Raw genomic sequence first — 19120 nt, 5'->3', positions numbered from 1 at the left:
CATGGAGCTGTACCAGGACGCGGACGCGCCGGTCGCCGACCGGGTGCGTGACCTGCTCGCCCGGATGACACTCACCGAGAAGGTCGGCCAGGTCAACCAGCGGATGTACGGCTGGGACGCGTACGAGCGCACGGCACAGGGGCATCGACTCACGGACGCCTTCCGCGAGGAGGTGGCACGGTTCGAAGGGATGGGCGCGCTGTACGGGTTGCAGCGGGCCGACCCGTGGTCCGGTGTCACCTTCGGCGACGGCATCACGGCGGCGGACGGGGCGCGCGTCGCGGACGCGGTGCAGCGGCATGTCATCGAGAACACGCGGCTCGGCATCCCCGTCCTGATGGTGGAGGAGGTGCCGCACGGCCACCAGGCCCTCGACGGCACCGTGCTGCCGGTGAATCTCGCGGTCGGCGCCACCTGGGACCCGGACCTGTACCGGGAGGCGGCGGCCGCAGCGGCGGCCGAACTCCGGGCCCGTGGCGGGCACATCGCGCTCGTCTCGGCGCTCGACCTGGTGCGGGATCCGCGCTGGGGCCGCGCGGAGGAGTGCTTCGGCGAGGACCCGTACCTGGCGGCGCGGCTCACCGAGGCGCTGGTCGAGGGGATGCAGGGCACGGGTGAGGCCTTCGGTGCGGACCGGGTGGCCGTCGTGCTCAAGCACTTTGCGGGGCAAGGGAGTTCGGTGGGCGGGCGGAACAGCGCCGCCACCGAGATCGGCGCCCGCGAGCTGCACGAGATCCATCTCCCGGCGGCCCTCGCGGGGGTGCGGGCGGGGGCGGCGGGCGTGATGGCCGCGTACAACGAGTTCGACGGCCTGCCGTGCGCGGCCTCGCACGACCTGCTCTCCGGGCTGCTCCGCGAGCGCTGGGGCTTCGAGGGCCTGGTGATGGCGGACGGTTGCGCGCTCGACCGCCTCGTGCGGCTGGCCGGCGACCGGCCGTCCGCGGCGGCGCTCGCGCTGTCGGCGGGCACGGATCTGAGCCTGTGGGACGGGGTGTTCCCGGAGCTGGGGACGGCGGTGGAGCGCGGTCTCGTCCCGACCGGTGTGCTGGACACGGCGGTGGCCCGCGTCCTGACGCTGAAGTTCCGACTCGGCCTCTTCGAGCGGCCATACGTGGCTGAAGGCCCCGAACGGGCCGCCCACACAAGGGAGTTGAGCGAGCGGATCGCCCGCGCGTCGATCACCCTCCTGCACAACGACGCGGCGGTGCTCCCCCTCGCCCCCGAGGCTAAGCGCATCGCCGTCATCGGCCCGAACGCCGACTCGATCCCGCAGCAGATCGGCGACTACACGGCGCCGCAGCGGCCGGACAGTGGTGTCTCGGTGCTCGCCGGGCTGCGGGAGGCCGGTGCGGACGTGACGTACGCGCGCGGCTGCGACCTGGTGGGCGACGACCGTTCGGGGATCGCGGAGGCCGTTGCCCTGGCCGCCGCGTCCGATGTCGCGGTGCTCGTGCTCGGCGGCTCCAGCGCACGCGAACACGACACACGCTTCGACGACAACGGTGCCGCGATCATCGCCACCGGCAACCCGACGGAGATGACCTGCGGCGAGGGCGTCGACCTCGCCGACGTCCGGCTCGGCGCCGGGCAGCGGGCGCTCGCCGAGGCGGTGGCGGCGACCGGCACACCGTGCGTCGCGGTGCTGATCCAGGGCCGTCCGCACGCGGTGTCCGAACTCGCGGAGCAGGCAGGGGCGTTGGTGAGCGCCTGGTATCCGGGGCCGTGGGGCGGCCGGGCCGTCGCGGACGTGCTGCTCGGCGCCTGCGAGCCGAGCGGACGGCTGCCCGTCTCGGTGCCGCGCTCCTCCGGCCAGCTCCCCGTCTTCTACAACTCCAAGGACCACGGCTTCCGCGGCTACGTCGACGAACCGGGCACGCCCCTGTACCCCTTCGGCCACGGACTGTCGTACACCACCACCGAGTTCGGCTCGCCGCACGTGTCCGACGGGGTGTGCGAGGTCGAGGTCACCAACACCGGCGACCGGCCGGTCCGCGAGACCGTGCAGCTCTACGTGCGCCGGGTCGGCGGCGCGACGTCCTGGCCGCGCGTCCGTGAGCTGCGCGGTTTCCGGCGCGTGGACCTGGCGCCCGGCGAGAGGGCCACGGTCGCCTTCCCCCTCGACGACACGGTCCTGGCCTCGGTCACCCGCTCCCTCGACCTGGCCGTGGAACCGGGCACGTACGAGATCGAGACGGGCCGCTCGTCGGACTCCACGCAGTCCGTGACACTCACCATCTGACCGCCCTCTGCGCGCAGGAGTCCGCCCCGGCTCCTGCGCGCCTCAGCCGCGGCGCACCGCTCCGAGCTGCGCCCGGTCGAGGCCCGGCGCCGCGAACCGCCGCGCCACCGTACGCAGGACGCGGGCCATCGCCTGCGCGGGCGGCGTCGCGGGCCGGGAGGTGGAGCGGGCGAGGAGGATGCGGCGGGTCGGCGCGGCGACGTCGGAGGCGAAGGGCAGGAGCCGGACGTCGCTGCGGCGGCTGGTGAGGGCGAGCCGGGGCGCCAGGGCGATGCCGAGTCCGGCCGCGACCATGGCCTGCGCCTCCTGGTAGTCGTGCGAGGCGTAGGCGATCCGTGGTTCGAAGCCCGCCTGCCGGCAGCTGCGGCGCAGCACGTCCGCGACCGGGTGGTTGTCCGCGCGGATGATCCACTCCTGGTCGGCGAGGCCGCCGAGGTGCACGGGCGAGTGGGCGCGCAGCGGGGAGTCGGCGGGGACGACAAGCACCGTGGGGTCGTCGAGGAGATGGGTGAGGGCGAGGGCCGGATCGTCGACCCGGTTCCACTCGTAGTCCCACAGCAGCGCCTGCTCCACCTCGCCCGTGTGCAGCATCTCCCGGAGTTCGGCGAGCACGCCCGCCCGTACCTCGATGCGGATGCCGGTGTGGCTGCGGCGGAACTTGGTGAGCGCCAGCGGCAGCAGCGACGCGCTCGCCGTGGGGAACGATCCGAGTTGCAGCGTGCCCTGGTCGAGGGCGGCGAACGAGTGCAGGTCGGCCTCGGCGGCGCGCAGTTCGCGGCGTACCGCGCGGCCGCGCTCGGCCAGCGCGGCGCCCGCGGGGGTGGGCCGGATGCCGCGGGGCAGCCGCTCCACGAGGGGCTGCCCCGCCTCCTGCTCAAGGAGCGACATCTGCTGGGAGGCGGCGGATGTGGTCATGCCCAGCTCCTCCGCGGCCGCGGTGAGCGAGCCACGCTCGGCGGCCTCGGTGAGGAGCAGCAGGCGGCGCACGTTCAGCATGGGTGTCACTTTAGCGCAGCTTAACCCGAGTGAAGTGAACTGCCATTGTCCCCAAGTCGCGGCTCTGCGATGGTCGTGGCAATCGCCGGAACGGCCCGTTCCGCCGGCGTTCCCTCCTGATCAAGGAAGAGCCTCAGACGTGCACATCCCTGCGACTTTGGTGCGTGGCGGCACCAGCAAGTGCTGGTTGTTCCACCAGGTCCATGTCCCCGCGGATCGCGGCGAGTTGGCGCGGATGCTGGTCGCCGCGTACGGCGCGGCGGACCCCGTGGAACTGGACGGGGTCGGCGGCGCCACCCCCACCACCTCCAAGGCGGCGATCGTCAGCGCCTCGCCCGCGCCGGGCGTCGACATCGACTATCTCTTCGCCCAGGTCGGCATCGGCGACGCCACCGTGGAGTGGACCAGCAACTGCGGCAACTGCGCCACGGGCGTCGCCCTGTACGCGGTGGCGAAGGGGATGGTGCCGATCGCGGGCGACCGGACCCGCGTGGTGATGCGCAACACCAACACCGGCGCCGTCCTTGAGGGGATCGTGGACACCACGGGCGGCGTGGTGCAGCACTTCGGACGGCAGACCGTTCCGGGCACGCGTGCCGGTGGTGTCGCCGTCGACCTCACGTTCCGCGACCCGGCGGGCGGCACCACGGGAGCCCTGCTCCCGACCGGGCAGGCCGCACAGAAGCTGCCGGTCCACGACGCCGAACCGGTCCTCGTGAGCATGGTGGACGCCGGAGCCCCGGTGGTCCTCGTCGACGCCGACGGGGCGGGGCGCGGCGGCTCCGAAACCCTGGACCAGGTGCGGGCCGATGTGCCGTGGCTGCGCGCCGTCCGGCATGCGGCGGCGCCGTTGATGGGTCTGGTCGAGCCGGGGCATGCGCCCGGTGACGCGGTGCCGAAGGTGGGCCTCGTCGGGCCTCCGGTGCCGTACACCACGACGCTCGGCGAACAGGTCGCGGCCGAGGACTACGACGTCTCGGTACGCATGCTCTCCATGAACGCGCCGCACCCGGCGATCGGCCTGACCTCGGCCGTCGCCCTCGCCGCGGCGGGCCTCGTGAAGGACTCCGTGGTCCACGGGATCGCGGCCGCCCGGGACGACGGCTGGCTGCGGCTCGGCACCCCGGCGGGCGTGGTGGCGGTCCGCTGCTCCGACGTGCGGGACGGCCGACCCGGCCGGGTCACCGTACGGCGGGCGGCGCGACTGCTCGCCGACGCCCGGATCTACGTACCCGACACCGGCGAGCAGCGCGCCGCCTGACCGGGACGCCCGCACGCGCACCCTCGTACTGCCACCCCCCGACCGTCCGCCCTGTCCCCACCGCACCAAGGACAATGATGTCTGCTGAAGTGATATCCATAGGCGCCCTGTTGGTGATGTTCGTGGTCGGCACCGTGCTGCCGATCAACCTGGGCATCCTCGCCTTCGTCGCGACCTTCCTGGTCGGCACCGTCTCGCTCGGCCTCACCCAGGAGGAGATCTTCGAAGGGTTCCCCGTGGATCTCTTCGTGACGATCGTCGGGGTCACCTATCTGTTCTCCGTGGCCCGCCGCAACGGCACCATCGACTGGCTCGTCACCGCGGGCGTGCGGCTGGTGCGCGGAAAGGTGGCGCTCATTCCGTGGGTGCTGTTCCTGGTCGCGGCGCTGCTGACGGCCTTCGGCACGTTCACCCCGGCCGCGGTCGCGCTCCTGGTTCCGATCGGCATGAACTTCGCCCACCGTTACAAGCTGAACCCGCTGGTCGTGGGAATGATGGTGATCAGCGGCGGACACGCGGGGGCGTTCTCGCCGCTCGCCGTCTCCGGGGCGCTGGTGCTGGGGGTCGTCGACAAGACCACGCTGCACGTCTCCCCCGTGACCCTGTTCACCGCCAGTTTCGTGATCAACCTGGTGCTGTCGGCGGTGACCTACGCGGTCTTCTCGAAGCGCCCCGCTCCGCTGGCCGAGGACGCCGAAGTGACGTCCGAGGACGAGGACCTGGCCGTCTCGGGCATGCCGGACTGGCGTCAGTGGCTCACCCTCGGCGCCCTGGTCGTCCTGGTCGTCGGCGCGCTCGGCTTCCATCTGGAGATCGGGCTGCTGGCACTCGCGGCGGGCGCGCTGCTCGCCCTGGTGGACATGAAGCGGCAGGAGAAGGCCGTGGACGGGATCAGCTGGTCGACGCTGCTGCTGGTCGCGGGGATGATGACGTACATCGCCATGCTGGAGAAGGCCGGCATCATCGAGGAGATCTCCGAACACGCGGCGGGCCTGGGCGCCCCGCTCCTCGTCGCCCTGCTGCTGTGCTTCACCGTGGCCGTCACCTCGGCCTTCGCGTCCTCCACGGCGATCATCACCGCGATCATCCCCGTGGCCGTACCGCTACTGCTGTCCAGCCACCTCAACGCCGCCGGTCTGATCGCCGCGCTCGCCGTCTCGACGACGATCGTCGACACGTCCCCCTTCTCCACGAACGGCGCGCTGGTCCTGAGCAACGCCCGCGGCGTCGACCCCCGCCGCTTCTACCGCCAGGTCATCAGCTACACCGGCGGCATCGTGGCCCTCGGCCCCGTCGTCGCCTGGGGCGCGCTGGTGCTGCCCTGGTCATAGGGTGCGGGCCGCCTGAACGAGCCGCGCGTTACCGACTGCCGGTGTGCCGTCCGGCAGTTGGAGTACGTCTTCCAGGCCGATCCGTGTGTCCAGGTTCCGGGAGACGGCGAGTCGGAGGACCGGCCAGGCCGACCCGTCCTCGCCGTGCAGGAGGATGCGGGAGGTCGCGGCCGCGGGGCCGAGTTCGTCCAGCAACTCGTCCGCCGCGCCCAGCGCGGCCTGCGGGTCGGTTTCCGTTACCTCGGCCAGGACGCGCAGCACCCGGTGGGACAGGGGCCAGTCGAGGAAGCGTCGCGCCGCGTCGGTTCCGGAGTAGATGCCCGCTTCGACTCCGATGCCCCGGTCCAGGAGGACGGCGGCCACTTCGGTGGCGCCGTCCTCGTGCCAGTTCACCGAGGCGTGGTCGGGCAGCACGGTCCAGGACCGGACCTGAGCGGCACGGGCCTCGGGATCCGGTGAGGTCCAGGCTCCCGTCGTGACGCCGACGGGGACGGCCGGGACCGCGGCCCTGACCGCCTCGACGGCCGCGGCGACGGTGCCGGGGTCGAGGGTGTCCTCGCCGTCGCGGTTCTTGGGGTGGAGGTGGATGTCCCGGGCCCCGGCGGCGACGGCCCCACGGGCGGCCTCCGCCAGCTCCCGTGGGCTCACGGGGACATGAGCGCACTCGGCACGGGTTCGGGCACCGTTCAGGCAGACCTGCAACATGCCGCGATCGTCCCAGGCGGGTCTGACAATCGCCGCTGTTCAGTCGACGGCACCGCCCAGCGGCCGGCTCGGCCGGCTCGGCCGGTGAACCCAATCCGGCTCTGCCGCGTCACAGGGCCACAGGAGTCGGCCGTGGGCCCGGGTGTCGTTCAGGAGGTCATATGGGTATCGGGGCGGTTCGCACCGGCAGGCCGCTGGCGGCGGGCATCGCCCTGTCCGTCGTCGGGCTTGTCGCCGCGGCCGGTTGCGGCAGCGAGAAGATGGCGGAGGACGGCGGGGACGCGCTCGCCGAGCGGGCCCGGCAGGTGGCCGACGCCTGGGACGGTTCGTCCGCGGCCACCGCGTGGCGGGCCGGGTATCACCCCACCGGGGAGGCGGTCCGGCTTCCGCGCGGCGGGCTGCACGACGGCGCCGACCAACAGGCGTACGAGCGACGGAACTTCAAGGTGCGGGGTACGTTGCCGGACGCCGGGCCCAAGGACGGCACGGTGAGCTGGGCGGCGGGTCATTCCGTCACGCGCCCACTGGTGGGGGCGAAGGAGGCGTACGACACCCTGGCGGGGCCGCGCGCCGAAGGGAAGCCGCAACTCGCGGTGATCGGCGTGGAGTTGGGGCGGATGCGGATGTCGACCAGTCGCGGACCGGCGTCGGTCCCCGCCTGGGTCTTCACGCTCGACGGCTACGCCTCCCCGCTCAAGCAGGCCGCCGCCGTCCCGTCGAAGACCCCCCGGTCCCCGGTCAAGGCGGCCCACGATCTCCCGGACCCCCCGCTCAACCGCCTGCTCAAGGTCTCCGCCGACGGACGCGCGGTGACGGTCGTCGCCCTGCACGGCGTCTGCGACGACGGGCCCACGGTGGACGCTCTGGAGACCCGCGGCAGTGTCGTGCTGTCCGCCTCCGTCACGGGCCGGGACCCCGGCCGCATCTGCACGAAGCAGGCAAAGCTGGAGCGGGTCGAGGTGCGGCTGCGGGAGCCCCTGGGTGACCGCGTCCTGCTCGACGCACACTCCGGGAAGCCCGTTCCCTACCGGTGGACGAACGGGCTCGCCCCCTGATCACCGGATCGCGCGTTCGGTGGTCGGGGGGCGGTACGCGCGGGACCCGCGGCCAGTGGGCGGGTCCCGCGCGGAGGTGTGCCGTCGTGCGGTGGTGCGAGGTCACAGGCTGCGGGCGGTGATGTCCCCGTGGCCGGTGGTCGCGTGGATGGTGAGCGGGGCCTTCGCGCCTTCGGCGTTCGTCAGCGAGTTGTGGATCCGGCCGTAACCGGTGCCCGCGTCGAGGGTGGCGGAGACACCGTGGGCGGCGTCGACCGTCACCTGGCCCATCTGGGTGTTCAGTTCGAGCGCGCCCGATGTGGCCTCGGCGATGCGAATGTCGCCCTTCTGCACCTTGATGTCGGCGGGGCCCGTCAGCCGGCCGAGCGTGACATCACCGGCGTAGGAGGACAGCCGCACGCTCGCGGCCTCGTCGATCTTCACGGCGCCGTGCGCGCCCTCGCAGACGAGCTCGCCGAGCCGCCCGACGCCGCGGAACTCGACTGCGGCCGAGATGGCCTCGACGCCGGATCCTGCGGGCAGTTGAACGGTCACCTCGATGGCGCCGGACGCGCCGAGGAGCTGGTTCTTCTCGGCCGGGGCGGTGACCCGCAGGACACCGTCGGCGAACTCGACGGTGGTCTGCTCGGCGGCCTTCACGTCGCGGCCCTTCGAGGAGTCGGCGGGGCGGACCTCGACGGTGGTGTCGGTGCGGTCGGCGGCGATGACCTGGACACGGCCGGCGGGGAGGCGCAGGACGGCGGAGATGGCGGCGGGGGTGTCGAACTTCTGCATCGTGCTCTCCTTGAGCTGTCGGTGTTTCGGTGTTTCGGTGTTTCCGATGAGTGAAAAGCTACGTTGCGTTTCATGATCAATCAACGCACTTGTTGCACTCCAAGAGTCAACTCGCAGGCCAGAGCGGCAATTTCGTTGCAACCGATATAGAACTAACGCAACAGAACCCGCAGTTCCGTTGCAACGAGCTGGCGGTGAACGCTACGCTGACGCGGGTTCGGGTCCACGCGGAAGAAGCGGAAGAAGGAGAGGTGCTCGCGATGCCGGGAGGCCGACTCACCCAGCAGGAACGTCAGCAGATCTCGCTCGGGCTCGCCGACGGGCTCGCCTACGCCGAGATCGCCCGCCGCCTGGAGCGCCCCACCTCGACCGTCACCCGCGAGGTGATGCGCAACGGCGGACCCACCTCCTACCGCGCCGACCTCGCCCACCGCGCCACCGAACGCCGCGCGCACCGCCGCAAGCAGGCCGCTCCGCGGGCGCCCGCGAGCCCTTCCGGGCGGGACGACGAGGCGGTGCGCGAGTACGAGGAGACGTTCACGACCCTCCTCATGCAGCAGGGTCTGCCCAAGATGACGGCGCGCGTGCTGACATGCCTGTTCACCAGCGACGCCGGGAGCGTCACCGCGGCCGAGCTGGTGCAGCGCCTGGACGTCAGCCCGGCGTCCGTCTCGAAGTCCATGGCGTTCCTCGAGGAGCAGGGCCTGATCCGGCGCGAGCGGGACGCCGGGCGCCGCGAGCGCTATCTCGTCGACGACGACGTCTGGTACCAGTCGACGGTCGCGAGCGCCCGCGGCACCGCGCAGCTCGCCGAGGTCGCACGCCAGGGCGTCGGGATCCTCGGCCGCGGCTCCGCGGCCGCCGCGCGGCTCGAGAACATCGCCCGCTTCAGCGAGTTCATCAGCGAGAGCATGCTGCGCGCCGCCGACCAGGTGCGCGAGATCCTGCACACGAAGCCGGAGGCGGGCGAGGACGCGGCGGGCTCGGCCGACTGACCCGTCGGGGATACGGTGATCAACCGCCCTCGCCCACGCGAACAGGAGCACAGGTGCAGAAGGCACAGAACGATCGACCGCCGAGGATCGAGTACATCGGCGCCGACGAGCTGACGAAACTGCTGCCGCCCCGCGAGGCCGTCGCCGCGATCCGCGAGGCACTCATCGGCGGCCTCGACCCGACGGCCGCGGGTCCGCCCCGCTCGATCCTCGAACTCCCCGACTCCCAGGGCCAGTTGCTCGCCATGCCGGCCGCGTCCGAGTTCGGCGTCGGAGTGAAGGCGATCTCGGCCGTCCCCGCCAATGCCGACCGCGGCCTGCCCCGCATCCAGGGCGTCCACCTCGTCTTCCGCCCGCCGTCGTACGCACCCGCCGCGGTCGTCGACGGCGCGGCACTGACCACACTGCGTACGCCTGCCGTGTCGGTGGCGGCGGTGCTGCCGCTGGTGACCCGGCCGGGGCGGCGGTGGCGGGTCGTCGTGTTCGGCGCGGGGCCTCAAGGGGCCGGTCATGTACGGACGTTGCGGGACGTCGGCGCCGAACTGGCCGAGGTGACCTACGTCGTACGGGACCCGTCGCGGGTGGATCCGGCGCTGGTCGGGGACGACGGGGTGGTGGCGACGGCGGACGCCGAGGCGTACCTGCGGCGCGCCGACCTCGTGGTGTGCGCGACGCCCTCCCCCACCCCGCTCTTCGACTCGGCCCTCCTCGGCGACGACGCCGTCGTGCTGGCCGTCGGTTCGCACGACGCCGACGCCCGCGAGGTGGACTCGGCCCTCACGGCCCGCGCCCAGGTGATCGTGGAGGACGTGGACACGGCGCTGCGGGAGTGCGGCGACCTCGTGATCCCCGTGGCAGAGGGCGTGTTGCCGGCCGAACGGCTGCTGCCCATGGCACGGGTCGTACGCGACGAGTCTCCCTACGCCACGGACCGGCCCGTGCTGTTCAAGGGCTCGGGCATGGCCTGGCAGGACGCGGTGGTCGCGGACGCGGCGGTGCGGGCTTCGTACGCCGTCGACGGCGACGGCGACGGCGACGTCAGTTCCGCACGTCGAACTTGAGGTCTCCTCTCGTCGCCGTGCGGATGTTCCCGCTCGCGAGCATGTCGAGGGTGCGGGCGCCGACGATCGGTGCGGTCACGCCCGGGCTCCGCAGCGTCCGCACGGAATTCACAGAAAGGCACGTCTTGATCACTCTGGAAGACGTCGAGTCGGCGGCCCTGCGCATCGGCGCGCGTGTGCGGCGCACCCTGCGCGTGGCGGACCGGGGCCTGCTGACGGGCGAGGTTCCGGCGGAGCCGGTCGGATGACTGACGCATGCTTCGGGGACTCTCGGCTCGCCCCGCTCTACGACCCGCTCGACCCCGACCGCGGCGATCTCGACGCCTACCTCCGGATCGCGGAGGAGTTCGAGGCGCGCCGGGTGCTCGACATCGGATGCGGCACCGGGGTCTTCGCGCTGCTCCTGGCGGATCGCGGGATCGAGGTCGTCGGGGTCGACCCCGCCTCGGCGTCCCTGGACGTCGCCCGCGGCAAGCCGGGCGGCGAGCGGGTGCGGTGGATCGACGGCGACGTCACGACCCTCCCGCCCCTCCGGGTCGACCTCGCGACCATGACGGCCAACGTCGCCCAGGCGATCGCCGACCCACAGGCGTGGCGGAGCACCTTGCGGGGCGCGTACGAGGCCCTGCGCCCCGGCGGGCACCTCGTCTTCGAGACCCGTGATCCGGCCCGCCGCGCCTGGGAGGAGTGGACGCGTGACCACACCCACCAGGTGACGGACGTCCCCGGCGTCGGTCCGGTCGAGACGTGGATCCAACTGACCGGGGTGGACGGCCCGTTGGTGTCCTTCCGGGAGACCTTTGTGTTCGCCGCGGACGGACAGACCCTGACCTCGGACTCGACGCTGCGCTTCCGCGACCGGGAGGAGGTCGAGCGTGACCTCCTCGCGCACGGCTACGTGGTCACGGATGTCTGCGGGGCGCCCGACCGCCCGGGAAGGGAGTTCGTCTTCGTGGCGCGGCGCCCGCTCCAGGCTCCGCTCCAGGAACCGGGTCAGCTCGGCGGCGTATAGCGGCCGTCGATGGCCGTCCAGCCGCCGTCCACGAACAGTTGACTGCCCGTCACGAAGGACGAGGCGTCGGACGCCAAGTAGACGACCGCGCCCGCCAGTTCGTCGGGGCGGGACCAGCGGCCGAGCGCGCTCTTGTCGGCGTACGCGGCGGACCACTCGGGGACCGCCCGGATCTGTGCGGTCAGCGGGGTCGCCACGACACCCGGCGCGATGGTGTTCACGCGTACGCCGGACGGGCCCAGTTCGGCCGCCGCCGTCCGCGCGAGCTGGACGAGGCCGGCCTTGGTCGCCGCGTACACGCCCTGGCCCGGCTCCACCGTCACGGCGCGGATCGAGCTGAAGCCGATGATGCTGCCCCGGCCGCGCTCCGCCATGCCGCGGCCGAACGCCCGCACCAGGTCGAAGGAGGCGCGCAGGTTGAGGGCGACGACCCGGTCGAACTCCTCCGACGTGTAGTCGAGGAGGCGCTTGCGGACGTTGGTCGCGGCGGTGAACACGAGGATGTCGACCGGGCCGAGGTCCGCTGCCGCGCGGTCGACCGCTTCGGCGTCGAGCACGTCGAGCGCGTACGCCGACAGGCCGGGGGCCAGCGAGGCCGACTCCTCGGCCGCCTTCAGGTCGCGGTCCGCGCACACCACGTGCGCGCCGTGGGCGGCAAGGGCCAGCGCGCTCTCGCGGCCGATGCCGCCGCCCCCGCCGACCACGACCGCCCTGCGCCCGTCGAGGCGGAACAGGCCCGCGTAGTCGGTGGGTTGAGTCGGTTCCTGGGTCGTCACCGTGTCACCGGTCCTTCTTCGTCGTCGGGCGGATCACTGCCATGCGGGTCACCGTCAGTTCGTCGATCGCGAACCTCGGCCCCTCGCGGCCCGCCCCGGAGTCCTTCACGCCGCCGTACGGCATCGTGTCGGAGCGGAAGCCGGGGACCTCGTTGACGACCACGCCGCCCGCCTCCAGGCGCTCCACGGCGGCGAACGCCGTGTCGAGGGAAGCGGTGTAGACGCTGGCGTGGAGCCCGTAGCGCGAGTCGTTGGCGAGCGCGAAGGCCGCGTCCATGTCGGGGACCGAGCGCAGGCACACCACCGGGCCGAAGATCTCCTCGCTCCAGACGGGCAGCGCGGGGTCCGGGTCCAGGAGCAGCGCGGGCCCGATGACGCCGCCCGTGATGTCTCCGCCCGCGGCCAGTACCGCGCCCGACTTCACCGCTTCCTCGACCCACGTACGGACACGGTTCGTCGAGCCCTCGTCGATCAGGGCCGACACACGTGTCTCGGGGTCCCTCGGATCACCCGTCGTGATGTCCGGGACGCGCTGCTTCAGGAGTGCCACGAACTCCTCGCGCACCGCCGCCTCCACGATGACCCGCTGCACGCTGATGCAGGCCTGTCCGGACGCGTAGTAGCCGCCGCGTACGACGGCGTCCGCGGCGGCGTCGAGGTCGGCGTCGGCTGCGACCAACAGGGCGGCGTTGGAGCCGAGTTCGAGGAGCGCCTTGGTGGGGGCCGCGTCCTTGGCGATGCGGTGGCCGACGGCGGCGGAGCCGGTGAAGGAGACCGCGCCGATCCGGCGGTCCGTGGTGAGCACCTCGCCCACCCCGGGGCCTCCGGTGACCAGTTGCACCGCCGCCCGCGGCGCCCCGGCCTCGTGCAGTGCCTCGCGCAGCAGGTGGACGAGGCACAGTGTGGCCAGCGGTGTGTGCGGGGCGGGCTTGGCGATGACCGGGCAGCCGGCCGCGACGGACGGCGCGAGCTTGTGCGCGGCGAGGAGCAGCGGGTAGTTGAAGCCGGCGATGCCGACGACGACGCCGATGGGCTTGCGGGTCCAGAAGCCGAGCAGTCCCTCGCCCGAGGGCAGCAGGTCGAGCGGCACCGTCTCGCCGTGCAGCCGGGCCACTTCCTCGGCGGAGGTACGCAGCGTCAGGAGCGTGCGGTCGACTTCCACGCGGCAGTCGACCAGGGGCTTTCCCGTTTCCAGGACGAGGAGGCGCTCGAAGTCGGCGCGGCGGGCGGCGATCGCGTCGTGCGTCGACTGGAGGGCCGTGCTGCGGATGTGCGAGGGCAGTGCGCCGACGCGGGTACGGACCGCGACCGCCTCGTCAAGCGCACGCCGGGCCAGCGCGGTGTCGCCGACGGGCGCGCGGCCGATGACCGTCCCGTCGTACGGGAAGCGCACGTCGTCGCTCGCGGGCGCCGGAAGCCAGGTGTCGCCGATGGGCAGGCCCTCGGGGAGCTCCGCCGTCAACGAGTCCGCCGTTGCCGCCGGTTCAGGGTGTGCGTTCACGAGGGGTGCTCCTGGTTGAGGTCGGCCGCGGTCACTCCGGAGAGGGCCTTCTCCAGTGTGGGCACGGCGGCGATCAGCCTGCGGGTGTACGGGTGCTGCGGGTTCTCGTAGAGCTCCTCGGTCGGCCCGCTCTCGACGATCTCGCCCGCCTGCATGACGGCGACGTGGTCGCACACGTGCCGCACGACGGACAGGTCGTGGGAGACGAAGACGAGGGTGAGGTTCAGCTCGTCGACGAGGTCGGCGATGAGGTTGAGGACCTGGGCGCGCACGGACACGTCCAGGGCGCTGACGGGCTCGTCCGCCACGATGATGCTCGGGCGCGGGGCCAGGGCGCGGGCGATGGAGATGCGTTGGCGCTGGCCGCCGGAGAACTGGTGGGGGTAGCGTCGCGCGGCGTCGGCTCCGAGTCCGACGGATTCGAGGAGTTCGGCCACCCGTTCCTTGCGGTTCCCGAGGCCCTGAGCGACGAGTGGCTCCGCCACGATGTCGCCCACCTTCATCCGCGGGTCGAGCGAGCTCATCGGGTCCTGGAAGACGAGTTGGAGGCGTTCGCGGACGAACCGGAGTTGCCGCTCCCGAAGCCGCGTGATGTCCCGTCCTTCGACCTCGACGGTGCCGCTCGTCGGCTTGTCGAGCCCCGCCAGGATCCGCAGCAGGGTCGACTTTCCGCACCCCGACTCCCCCACGATGCCGAAGCGTTGGCCGTGCGGCACGGAGAGGCTGACGCCGCGCAGCGCGTGCACGGGTGGTGCGGGCGTGCGCAGGGAGGCGCGCGGCCGGTGGTAGTCGCGGGTGACGTCGGTGACGCGGAGGGCGTCGCCGCGTGTCTGCTGCTCAGCCACGGCGGGCCTCCTGCTGGTCGGGGGTGTCCACATCCGTGCCCGGGTCGCGCACGCCGCCGTGGCCTCTCGGCACGGGGTGGAAGCACGCGTAGCCGGAGTCGGGGCCCGTCGGGGTCCACGCGGGGCGGGTCGCGCACAGGTCGGTGGCCTTGGTGCACCGGTTGCGGAAGACGCATCCTTCGGGGAAGGCGCCGGCCGGCGGCACCGATCCGCCGATGGTGGCGAGTCGGCCGCGCTCGTCTACGGCCGTCAGGTCGGACGCGCCGATCAGGCCCTGGGTGTAGCGGTGTCTGGGGCGGGTGAACACCTCGCGTACGGGGCCGGATTCGACGACCCGGCCGCCGTACATCACCATGACGCGTTCGCAGGCGGTGGCGACGACGGCCAGGTCGTGCGTGATGAGCAGGAGTGCCGAGCCACGGTCCTTCACCCCGCGCACGATGAGGTCGAGGACGCGGGCCTGCACGGTGACGTCGAGCGCGGTGGTGGGTTCGTCGCAGACCAGCAGGGCGGGGTCGTTGGCCAGCGCGATGGCGAGGAGGACGCGTTGGCGCTGGCCGCCGGAGAATTGGTGCGGGTAGGCGCGCGCGGCGGCCGCCGGGTCTGGCAGCCCCACCTGGTCGAGGAGTTCCACGGCCGCGGCCCGCGCGGCGGCGCGGTCGGTCCTGGTGCGGTGGATGAGGAGCACCTCGGCGATCTGGCGGCCGATCCGCATCGTGGGGTTCAGCGCGGTCATGGGCTCCTGGAACACCATGGCCATGTCCTTGCCCCGTACGCGGGACATCCGCGCCTCGTTCGCCCCGATCAGGTCGTGGTCGACCCCGGCGAGCCGCACCGAGCCGGTGGCGCGCAGTCCTTCGGGGAGCAGGCCCATGAGGCTCAGCGACGTCAGTGACTTGCCGGAGCCGGATTCGCCGATGAGGCCGACGCGTTCACCGGAGCGGATGGTGAAGTCGACGTCCTGGACGAGCGTACGGTCGCTCGCGCGCACCCCGAGCCCGCTCACGGTCAGCACGTCGTCCGGTGAAGCGTCCGGTGGGGTCTCCACTGCGGCGGTCATCGGGATTCCTCCACCTTGGGGTCGAAGCGGTCGCGCAGCCCGTCGCCGAGCAGGTTGAATCCGAGGACGGCCACCGCGATCGCGAGGCCGGGGAAGACGGCGAGCCGGGGTGCGGTACCGAGCAGTTCCTGGCTCTCCTGGAGCATCCGGCCCCAGGACGGGGTGGGCGGCGGGGTGCCGAACCCGAGGAAGGACAGCGCGGCCTCGGCGAGCACGGCGAGGGCGAAGCCGACCGAGGCCTGCACGATGACGAGGCTGCTGACGTTGGGCAGTACGTGCCGCACCGCGATGGCGAGCGGCCTGCGCCCTGCCGCGCGTGCGGCCAGTACGTACTCCGTGCTCATGACCTGGAGGGTGCCGCCGCGGATCAGGCGGGCGAAGCTGGGGATGGAGGCGATGCCGATGGCGACCATGGCGACGCCCGTCCCCGCGCCGTAGACGGCGGCGAACATGATGGCGAGCAGCAGGGCGGGGAACGCGAGGATCAGGTCGTTGCCGCGCATGAGGAGTTCGCCGAGCCGGCGCGAGCCCATCCCGGCGAGGATGCCCAGCGGCACACCGATGACCGCGGCGACGCCGACCGCGACCAGCCCGACGTAGAGCGTGGTCCGCGAGCCGATCATGATCTGGCTGAAGACGTCGCGCCCGAACTTGTCGGTGCCGAACCAGTATTCGGCGGACGGCTCCTGCATCCGTACGGCGGGGTCCACCAGCGTCGGGTCGTGCGGCGTCCAGACGAAGGACAGCAGTGCCACGGCGACCACGAGCGCGACGACGATCCCGCCGACGAGGAGGGAGCCGGGCAGGGGCCTGCGGCGGCGACGGGCCGGGGCGCCGGCGCCGGCGCCGGTGTCCAAGGCGTTCGAAGCAGTCATCAGCCACGCACCCTGAGTCGGGGATCGATCAGCAGATAGGCCAGGTCGACGAGGAAGTTCACGAGCAGCACCGCCGCCGCGACGATCATGACGACGTCCTGCACCACGATGAGGTCCCGGCCGGCGACGCTGTCGAGCAGCAGGCTGCCGAGTCCCGGGATCACGAAGACCCGCTCGATGACGACGGCGCCCACGAGGAGCGTCGCCAGTTGCAGCGCCAGGACGGTCACCACCGGCACGGACGCGTTGCGAAGACCGTGCCGTACGAGTGCCTTCATCGGGCGGAGTCCCTTGGCGCGGGCGGTGCGCAGGTAGTCCTCGCGCAGTACGTCGAGCACGGAGCTGCGGACGTAGCGGGTGAGGACCGCGGCCTGCACGAGGCCGAGGGAGAGCGCGGGCATCAGCAGCTGTTTGACGAAGAGCACCGGGTCGTCGGCCGGTGGTGTCCAGCCGTTCGCCGGCAGCCAGCCGAGTCCCACCGCGAACACGGTGATCATGAGGATGCCCGCGAGGAACGCCGGTACGGCGACGCCCACTTGGGACAGTGCCGACAGGACGAGCCCGGACGGTTTGCGGTGCCGCACCGCCATCAGCGTGCCCAGCGGCACCGCCACGAGGCACGCGATCACCATGCCCGTCCCCACGAGCCACAGGGTGACCAGGAGGCGGTCGGCGAGCTGCGGCCCGATCGGCGTGTGCGAGATGTACGAGTCACCTAGGTCGAAGGTGACCAGGTCGTGCAGCCAGCTCAGGTACTGGTCGACGAGGGAGCGGTCGAGGCCGAACTGCTCGCGCAGTTGGGAGACCGCGGAGTCGGACGCGCCGGTCCCGAGGGCGACGCGCGCGGGGTCACCCGGCAGCACCGCCATGAACGCGAACACCACGACGGAGCTCACGAACAGGCTCGCCACCAGAATCGCGATCCGCTGCACCAGACGGACGATCATCGGTTCAGACCGCCTTTCAGGACCCGTCGGTCCGGCCGGACCGGCTCAGGCCGGTGAGGTCCAGGGATTCGGTGACGCTGTTGACCGGCAGTCCTGTGATGTCCGCGTCCGACACCATCAGGTTCGGCAGCAGGAACAGCCAGTCGGCGGCGGCGTCCTTGGAGAGTGTCCGGGCGGCCGCGCGCATCTTGGCGGTCTGCTCCTTCTGGCTGCCGGTGTCCGCCTTCGCCAACAGCTCGCGGAAGGCGGGGTTGTCGTAGCGGGTGTAGTAGTTCTTGTCGCCGAACACCGCGGGCATGTCGCGGGGTTCGACATGGGACATGATCGTCATGTCGTAGTCGGCGTTCTTGAACACCGTCGACAGCCACGCCGCGGGGAACTCCAGCTGGCTCAACTCGACCTTGAATCCCGCCTGTTCGAGCTGGCTCTTGACGACGGTGCCGCAGGCGGCGGCGTACGGCAGCGTCGGAATCCGCAACCGTAGGGTGCGCCCGCCCTCGCCCGACTCCTTGAGGAGCCTGCGCGCCTTGTCGCGGTCGTACGGGTACAGGTCGGTGAGGTCCTGGTACCAGGGGTCGGTCGGCGGCACCATGCTCCCGATGAGCTTGCCGCGCCCGCCCCAGCAGGTGTCCACGAGGGCCTGGTGGTCGATGGCGTAACGGACCGCCTGCCGGGCCTTCCTGCTCTTCATGGGGCCTGACCCATTGTTCAGCGAGAGCATCACCTCGCCGTTGGTCGAGCCCTCGATGACGCGGTACTTGGGGTTGTTCTCGAAGCGGTAGAGGGAGTCCGGTGACTGCATCGCGCCGATGACATCGATGGTGCCCGTGAGCAGCGCGTTGTTCATCGCCGTCGGGTCCTTGAAGTACTTGAGCGTCACGGTGTCGAAGTGTGGTGCCGGTCCCCAGTAGTCCGGGCGGCGGGCGAGGGTGAGGGAGTCGCCGCGGTTCCACCTCTTCAGTTCGTACGGTCCGGTGCCGACGGGGTCGGTGGCCAGCTTGTCGACGCCGGTGCGGCTGAACATCGCGCCCGTGCGGGTGGTCATCCGGTACAGCCAGTCGTTGCTCGGCCGCTTCAGCGACACCTTCAACTCGTCGCGGGAGACGGCCCGTACGCGGTCCACGACGCTCATCTGGGCCTTGAGTGCCACGGTCCACTTGGGCACGACGCGCTCGATGGAGAACTTGGCGTCCTCGGCGGTGAACGGTGCGCCGTTGCTGAACTTCGCGTCCTTGGTGAGGTGGAAGGTGTACGTCCTGCGGTCCTTCGACAGCTCCCACGACCTGGCGAGCGCGGGCCTGATCCTGCCGTGCTGGTCGAGCTTCACGAGGTTCTCGTAGACGTTGTAGAGCAGCGCCTGGGGGATGGCGGCGCCGTCGGTCTTCGTGAAGTCGAGGTTGGCGGGTTCGGCGGTGACGCCGATCGCGAGGGAGTCGCCGGGGCCCTCGGGGCGGGATCCCGCGGCGGTGGAACCGGCGGAGCAGGCCGTGGCCATCAGCAGGAGACAGCAGGCCAGCAGGGAGGCGGCCGTCCGGGCGGGACGTCCGCCTCGTCGGTCCTTGCTCATGCACGACACCTTCCGCCGTAACTGGCCTGACCAGTAAGCTCACTTGACAGGTACCGTGACGACTGAGGCGGTACCTGTCAAGAGGGTGGTACCTGTCCACCGGCATGAAGGAGAGGGTGC

General features: G+C 71.9%; 18 protein-coding genes. 8 read left to right on the top strand and 10 right to left on the bottom strand.

What is annotated here, in order from left to right; genetic code table 11:
* Position 1 precedes the first annotated feature (1 nt).
* Positions 2-2239, top strand: a complete 2238-nt coding sequence (locus OKJ99_RS33555) for a glycoside hydrolase family 3 N-terminal domain-containing protein (protein ID WP_326021911.1) — start codon at positions 2-4, stop codon at positions 2237-2239.
* Positions 2240-2281: 42 nt separating this feature from the next.
* Here OKJ99_RS33555 and OKJ99_RS33550 read toward each other — a convergent pair whose 3' ends face one another.
* The gene (locus OKJ99_RS33550) at positions 2282-3235 is read right to left on the bottom strand and encodes a LysR family transcriptional regulator (RefSeq protein ID WP_326021909.1); all 954 of its coding nucleotides are present in this window, start codon (positions 3233-3235) and stop codon (positions 2282-2284) included.
* Positions 3236-3374: 139 nt separating this feature from the next.
* Here OKJ99_RS33550 and OKJ99_RS33545 point away from each other — a divergent pair, with 139 nt between their 5' ends.
* Both OKJ99_RS33545 and OKJ99_RS33540 read left to right on the top strand, forming a co-directional pair.
* Positions 3375-4496 carry a PrpF domain-containing protein gene (locus tag OKJ99_RS33545; protein ID WP_326021908.1) on the top strand — a complete coding sequence of 374 codons (1122 nt, stop codon included), beginning with the start codon at positions 3375-3377 and terminating at the stop codon, positions 4494-4496.
* 77 nt (positions 4497-4573) lie between these two features.
* On the top strand, positions 4574-5827 hold the full coding sequence (locus OKJ99_RS33540; protein ID WP_326021906.1) for an SLC13 family permease: 1254 nt from the start codon (positions 4574-4576) through the stop codon (positions 5825-5827).
* Here OKJ99_RS33540 and OKJ99_RS33535 read toward each other — a convergent pair.
* On the bottom strand, positions 5822-6532 hold the full coding sequence (locus OKJ99_RS33535) for a 3-keto-5-aminohexanoate cleavage protein (protein WP_326021905.1): 711 nt from the start codon (positions 6530-6532) through the stop codon (positions 5822-5824). The two genes, OKJ99_RS33540 and OKJ99_RS33535, sit on opposite strands and share 6 nt — an antisense overlap.
* Positions 6533-6693: 161 nt before the next feature.
* On the opposite strand from OKJ99_RS33535, the gene OKJ99_RS33530 reads away from it, so the two are divergent.
* On the top strand, positions 6694-7587 hold the full coding sequence (locus OKJ99_RS33530) for a hypothetical protein (protein ID WP_326021904.1): 894 nt from the start codon (positions 6694-6696) through the stop codon (positions 7585-7587).
* Positions 7588-7689: 102 nt separating this feature from the next.
* Here the strand turns inward: OKJ99_RS33530 and OKJ99_RS33525 are convergent, their stop codons facing one another.
* Positions 7690-8361 (bottom strand): DUF4097 family beta strand repeat-containing protein, encoded by a 672-nt coding sequence (locus OKJ99_RS33525; protein WP_326021903.1) that lies wholly within the window; start codon positions 8359-8361, stop codon positions 7690-7692.
* A 260-nt stretch (positions 8362-8621) separates the two neighbouring features.
* On the opposite strand from OKJ99_RS33525, the gene OKJ99_RS33520 reads away from it, so the two are divergent.
* From OKJ99_RS33520 to OKJ99_RS33505, 4 genes are all read left to right on the top strand, one after another.
* Positions 8622-9356 carry a GbsR/MarR family transcriptional regulator gene (locus OKJ99_RS33520; RefSeq protein ID WP_326021902.1) on the top strand — a complete coding sequence of 245 codons (735 nt, stop codon included), beginning with the start codon at positions 8622-8624 and terminating at the stop codon, positions 9354-9356.
* A gap of 53 nt (positions 9357-9409) precedes the next feature.
* Complete coding sequence (locus OKJ99_RS33515; protein ID WP_326021901.1) at positions 9410-10417, top strand: ornithine cyclodeaminase family protein; 1008 nt, start codon at positions 9410-9412, stop codon at positions 10415-10417.
* 125 nt (positions 10418-10542) lie between these two features.
* Entirely contained in the window at positions 10543-10665 is a 123-nt protein-coding gene (locus tag OKJ99_RS33510) for a hypothetical protein (RefSeq protein ID WP_326021899.1), read from the top strand.
* Positions 10662-11429, top strand: coding sequence for a class I SAM-dependent methyltransferase (locus OKJ99_RS33505; RefSeq protein WP_326021897.1), 768 nt, complete (start codon positions 10662-10664; stop codon positions 11427-11429). Before OKJ99_RS33510 ends, OKJ99_RS33505 begins: the two co-directional genes overlap by 4 nt.
* Here OKJ99_RS33505 and OKJ99_RS33500 read toward each other — a convergent pair.
* The 7 genes from OKJ99_RS33500 to OKJ99_RS33470 are packed head-to-tail and all read right to left on the bottom strand — an operon-like array spanning position 11411 to position 19000.
* Complete coding sequence (locus tag OKJ99_RS33500; protein ID WP_326021895.1) at positions 11411-12205, bottom strand: SDR family NAD(P)-dependent oxidoreductase; 795 nt, start codon at positions 12203-12205, stop codon at positions 11411-11413. The genes OKJ99_RS33505 and OKJ99_RS33500 overlap by 19 nt on opposite strands.
* 4 nt (positions 12206-12209) lie before the next feature.
* A complete protein-coding gene (locus OKJ99_RS33495; protein WP_326021894.1) occupies positions 12210-13706 on the bottom strand; it encodes an aldehyde dehydrogenase family protein in 1497 nt (498 codons plus the stop codon).
* Positions 13703-14551, bottom strand: a complete 849-nt coding sequence (locus tag OKJ99_RS33490; RefSeq protein WP_326021892.1) for an ATP-binding cassette domain-containing protein — start codon at positions 14549-14551, stop codon at positions 13703-13705. Before OKJ99_RS33490 ends, OKJ99_RS33495 begins: the two co-directional genes overlap by 4 nt.
* Complete coding sequence (locus OKJ99_RS33485) at positions 14544-15611, bottom strand: ABC transporter ATP-binding protein (protein ID WP_326021890.1); 1068 nt, start codon at positions 15609-15611, stop codon at positions 14544-14546. The genes OKJ99_RS33490 and OKJ99_RS33485 overlap by 8 nt, the downstream gene beginning before the upstream one ends.
* Positions 15608-16486, bottom strand: a complete 879-nt coding sequence (locus tag OKJ99_RS33480; protein WP_326021888.1) for an ABC transporter permease — start codon at positions 16484-16486, stop codon at positions 15608-15610. Before OKJ99_RS33480 ends, OKJ99_RS33485 begins: the two co-directional genes overlap by 4 nt.
* Entirely contained in the window at positions 16486-17433 is a 948-nt protein-coding gene (locus tag OKJ99_RS33475) for an ABC transporter permease (RefSeq protein ID WP_326021887.1), read from the bottom strand. The genes OKJ99_RS33480 and OKJ99_RS33475 overlap by 1 nt, the downstream gene beginning before the upstream one ends.
* Positions 17434-17449: 16 nt before the next feature.
* Complete coding sequence (locus OKJ99_RS33470; RefSeq protein ID WP_326021885.1) at positions 17450-19000, bottom strand: ABC transporter substrate-binding protein; 1551 nt, start codon at positions 18998-19000, stop codon at positions 17450-17452.
* Positions 19001-19120 lie beyond the last annotated feature (120 nt).

The organism is Streptomyces endophyticus (assembly GCF_035798155.1).
Classification (GTDB): Bacteria; Actinomycetota; Actinomycetes; order Streptomycetales; family Streptomycetaceae; genus Streptomyces; species Streptomyces endophyticus.
The sequence above is the reverse complement of the archived record's forward strand: the minus strand, read 5'-3'. Positions and strand labels throughout refer to the sequence as shown.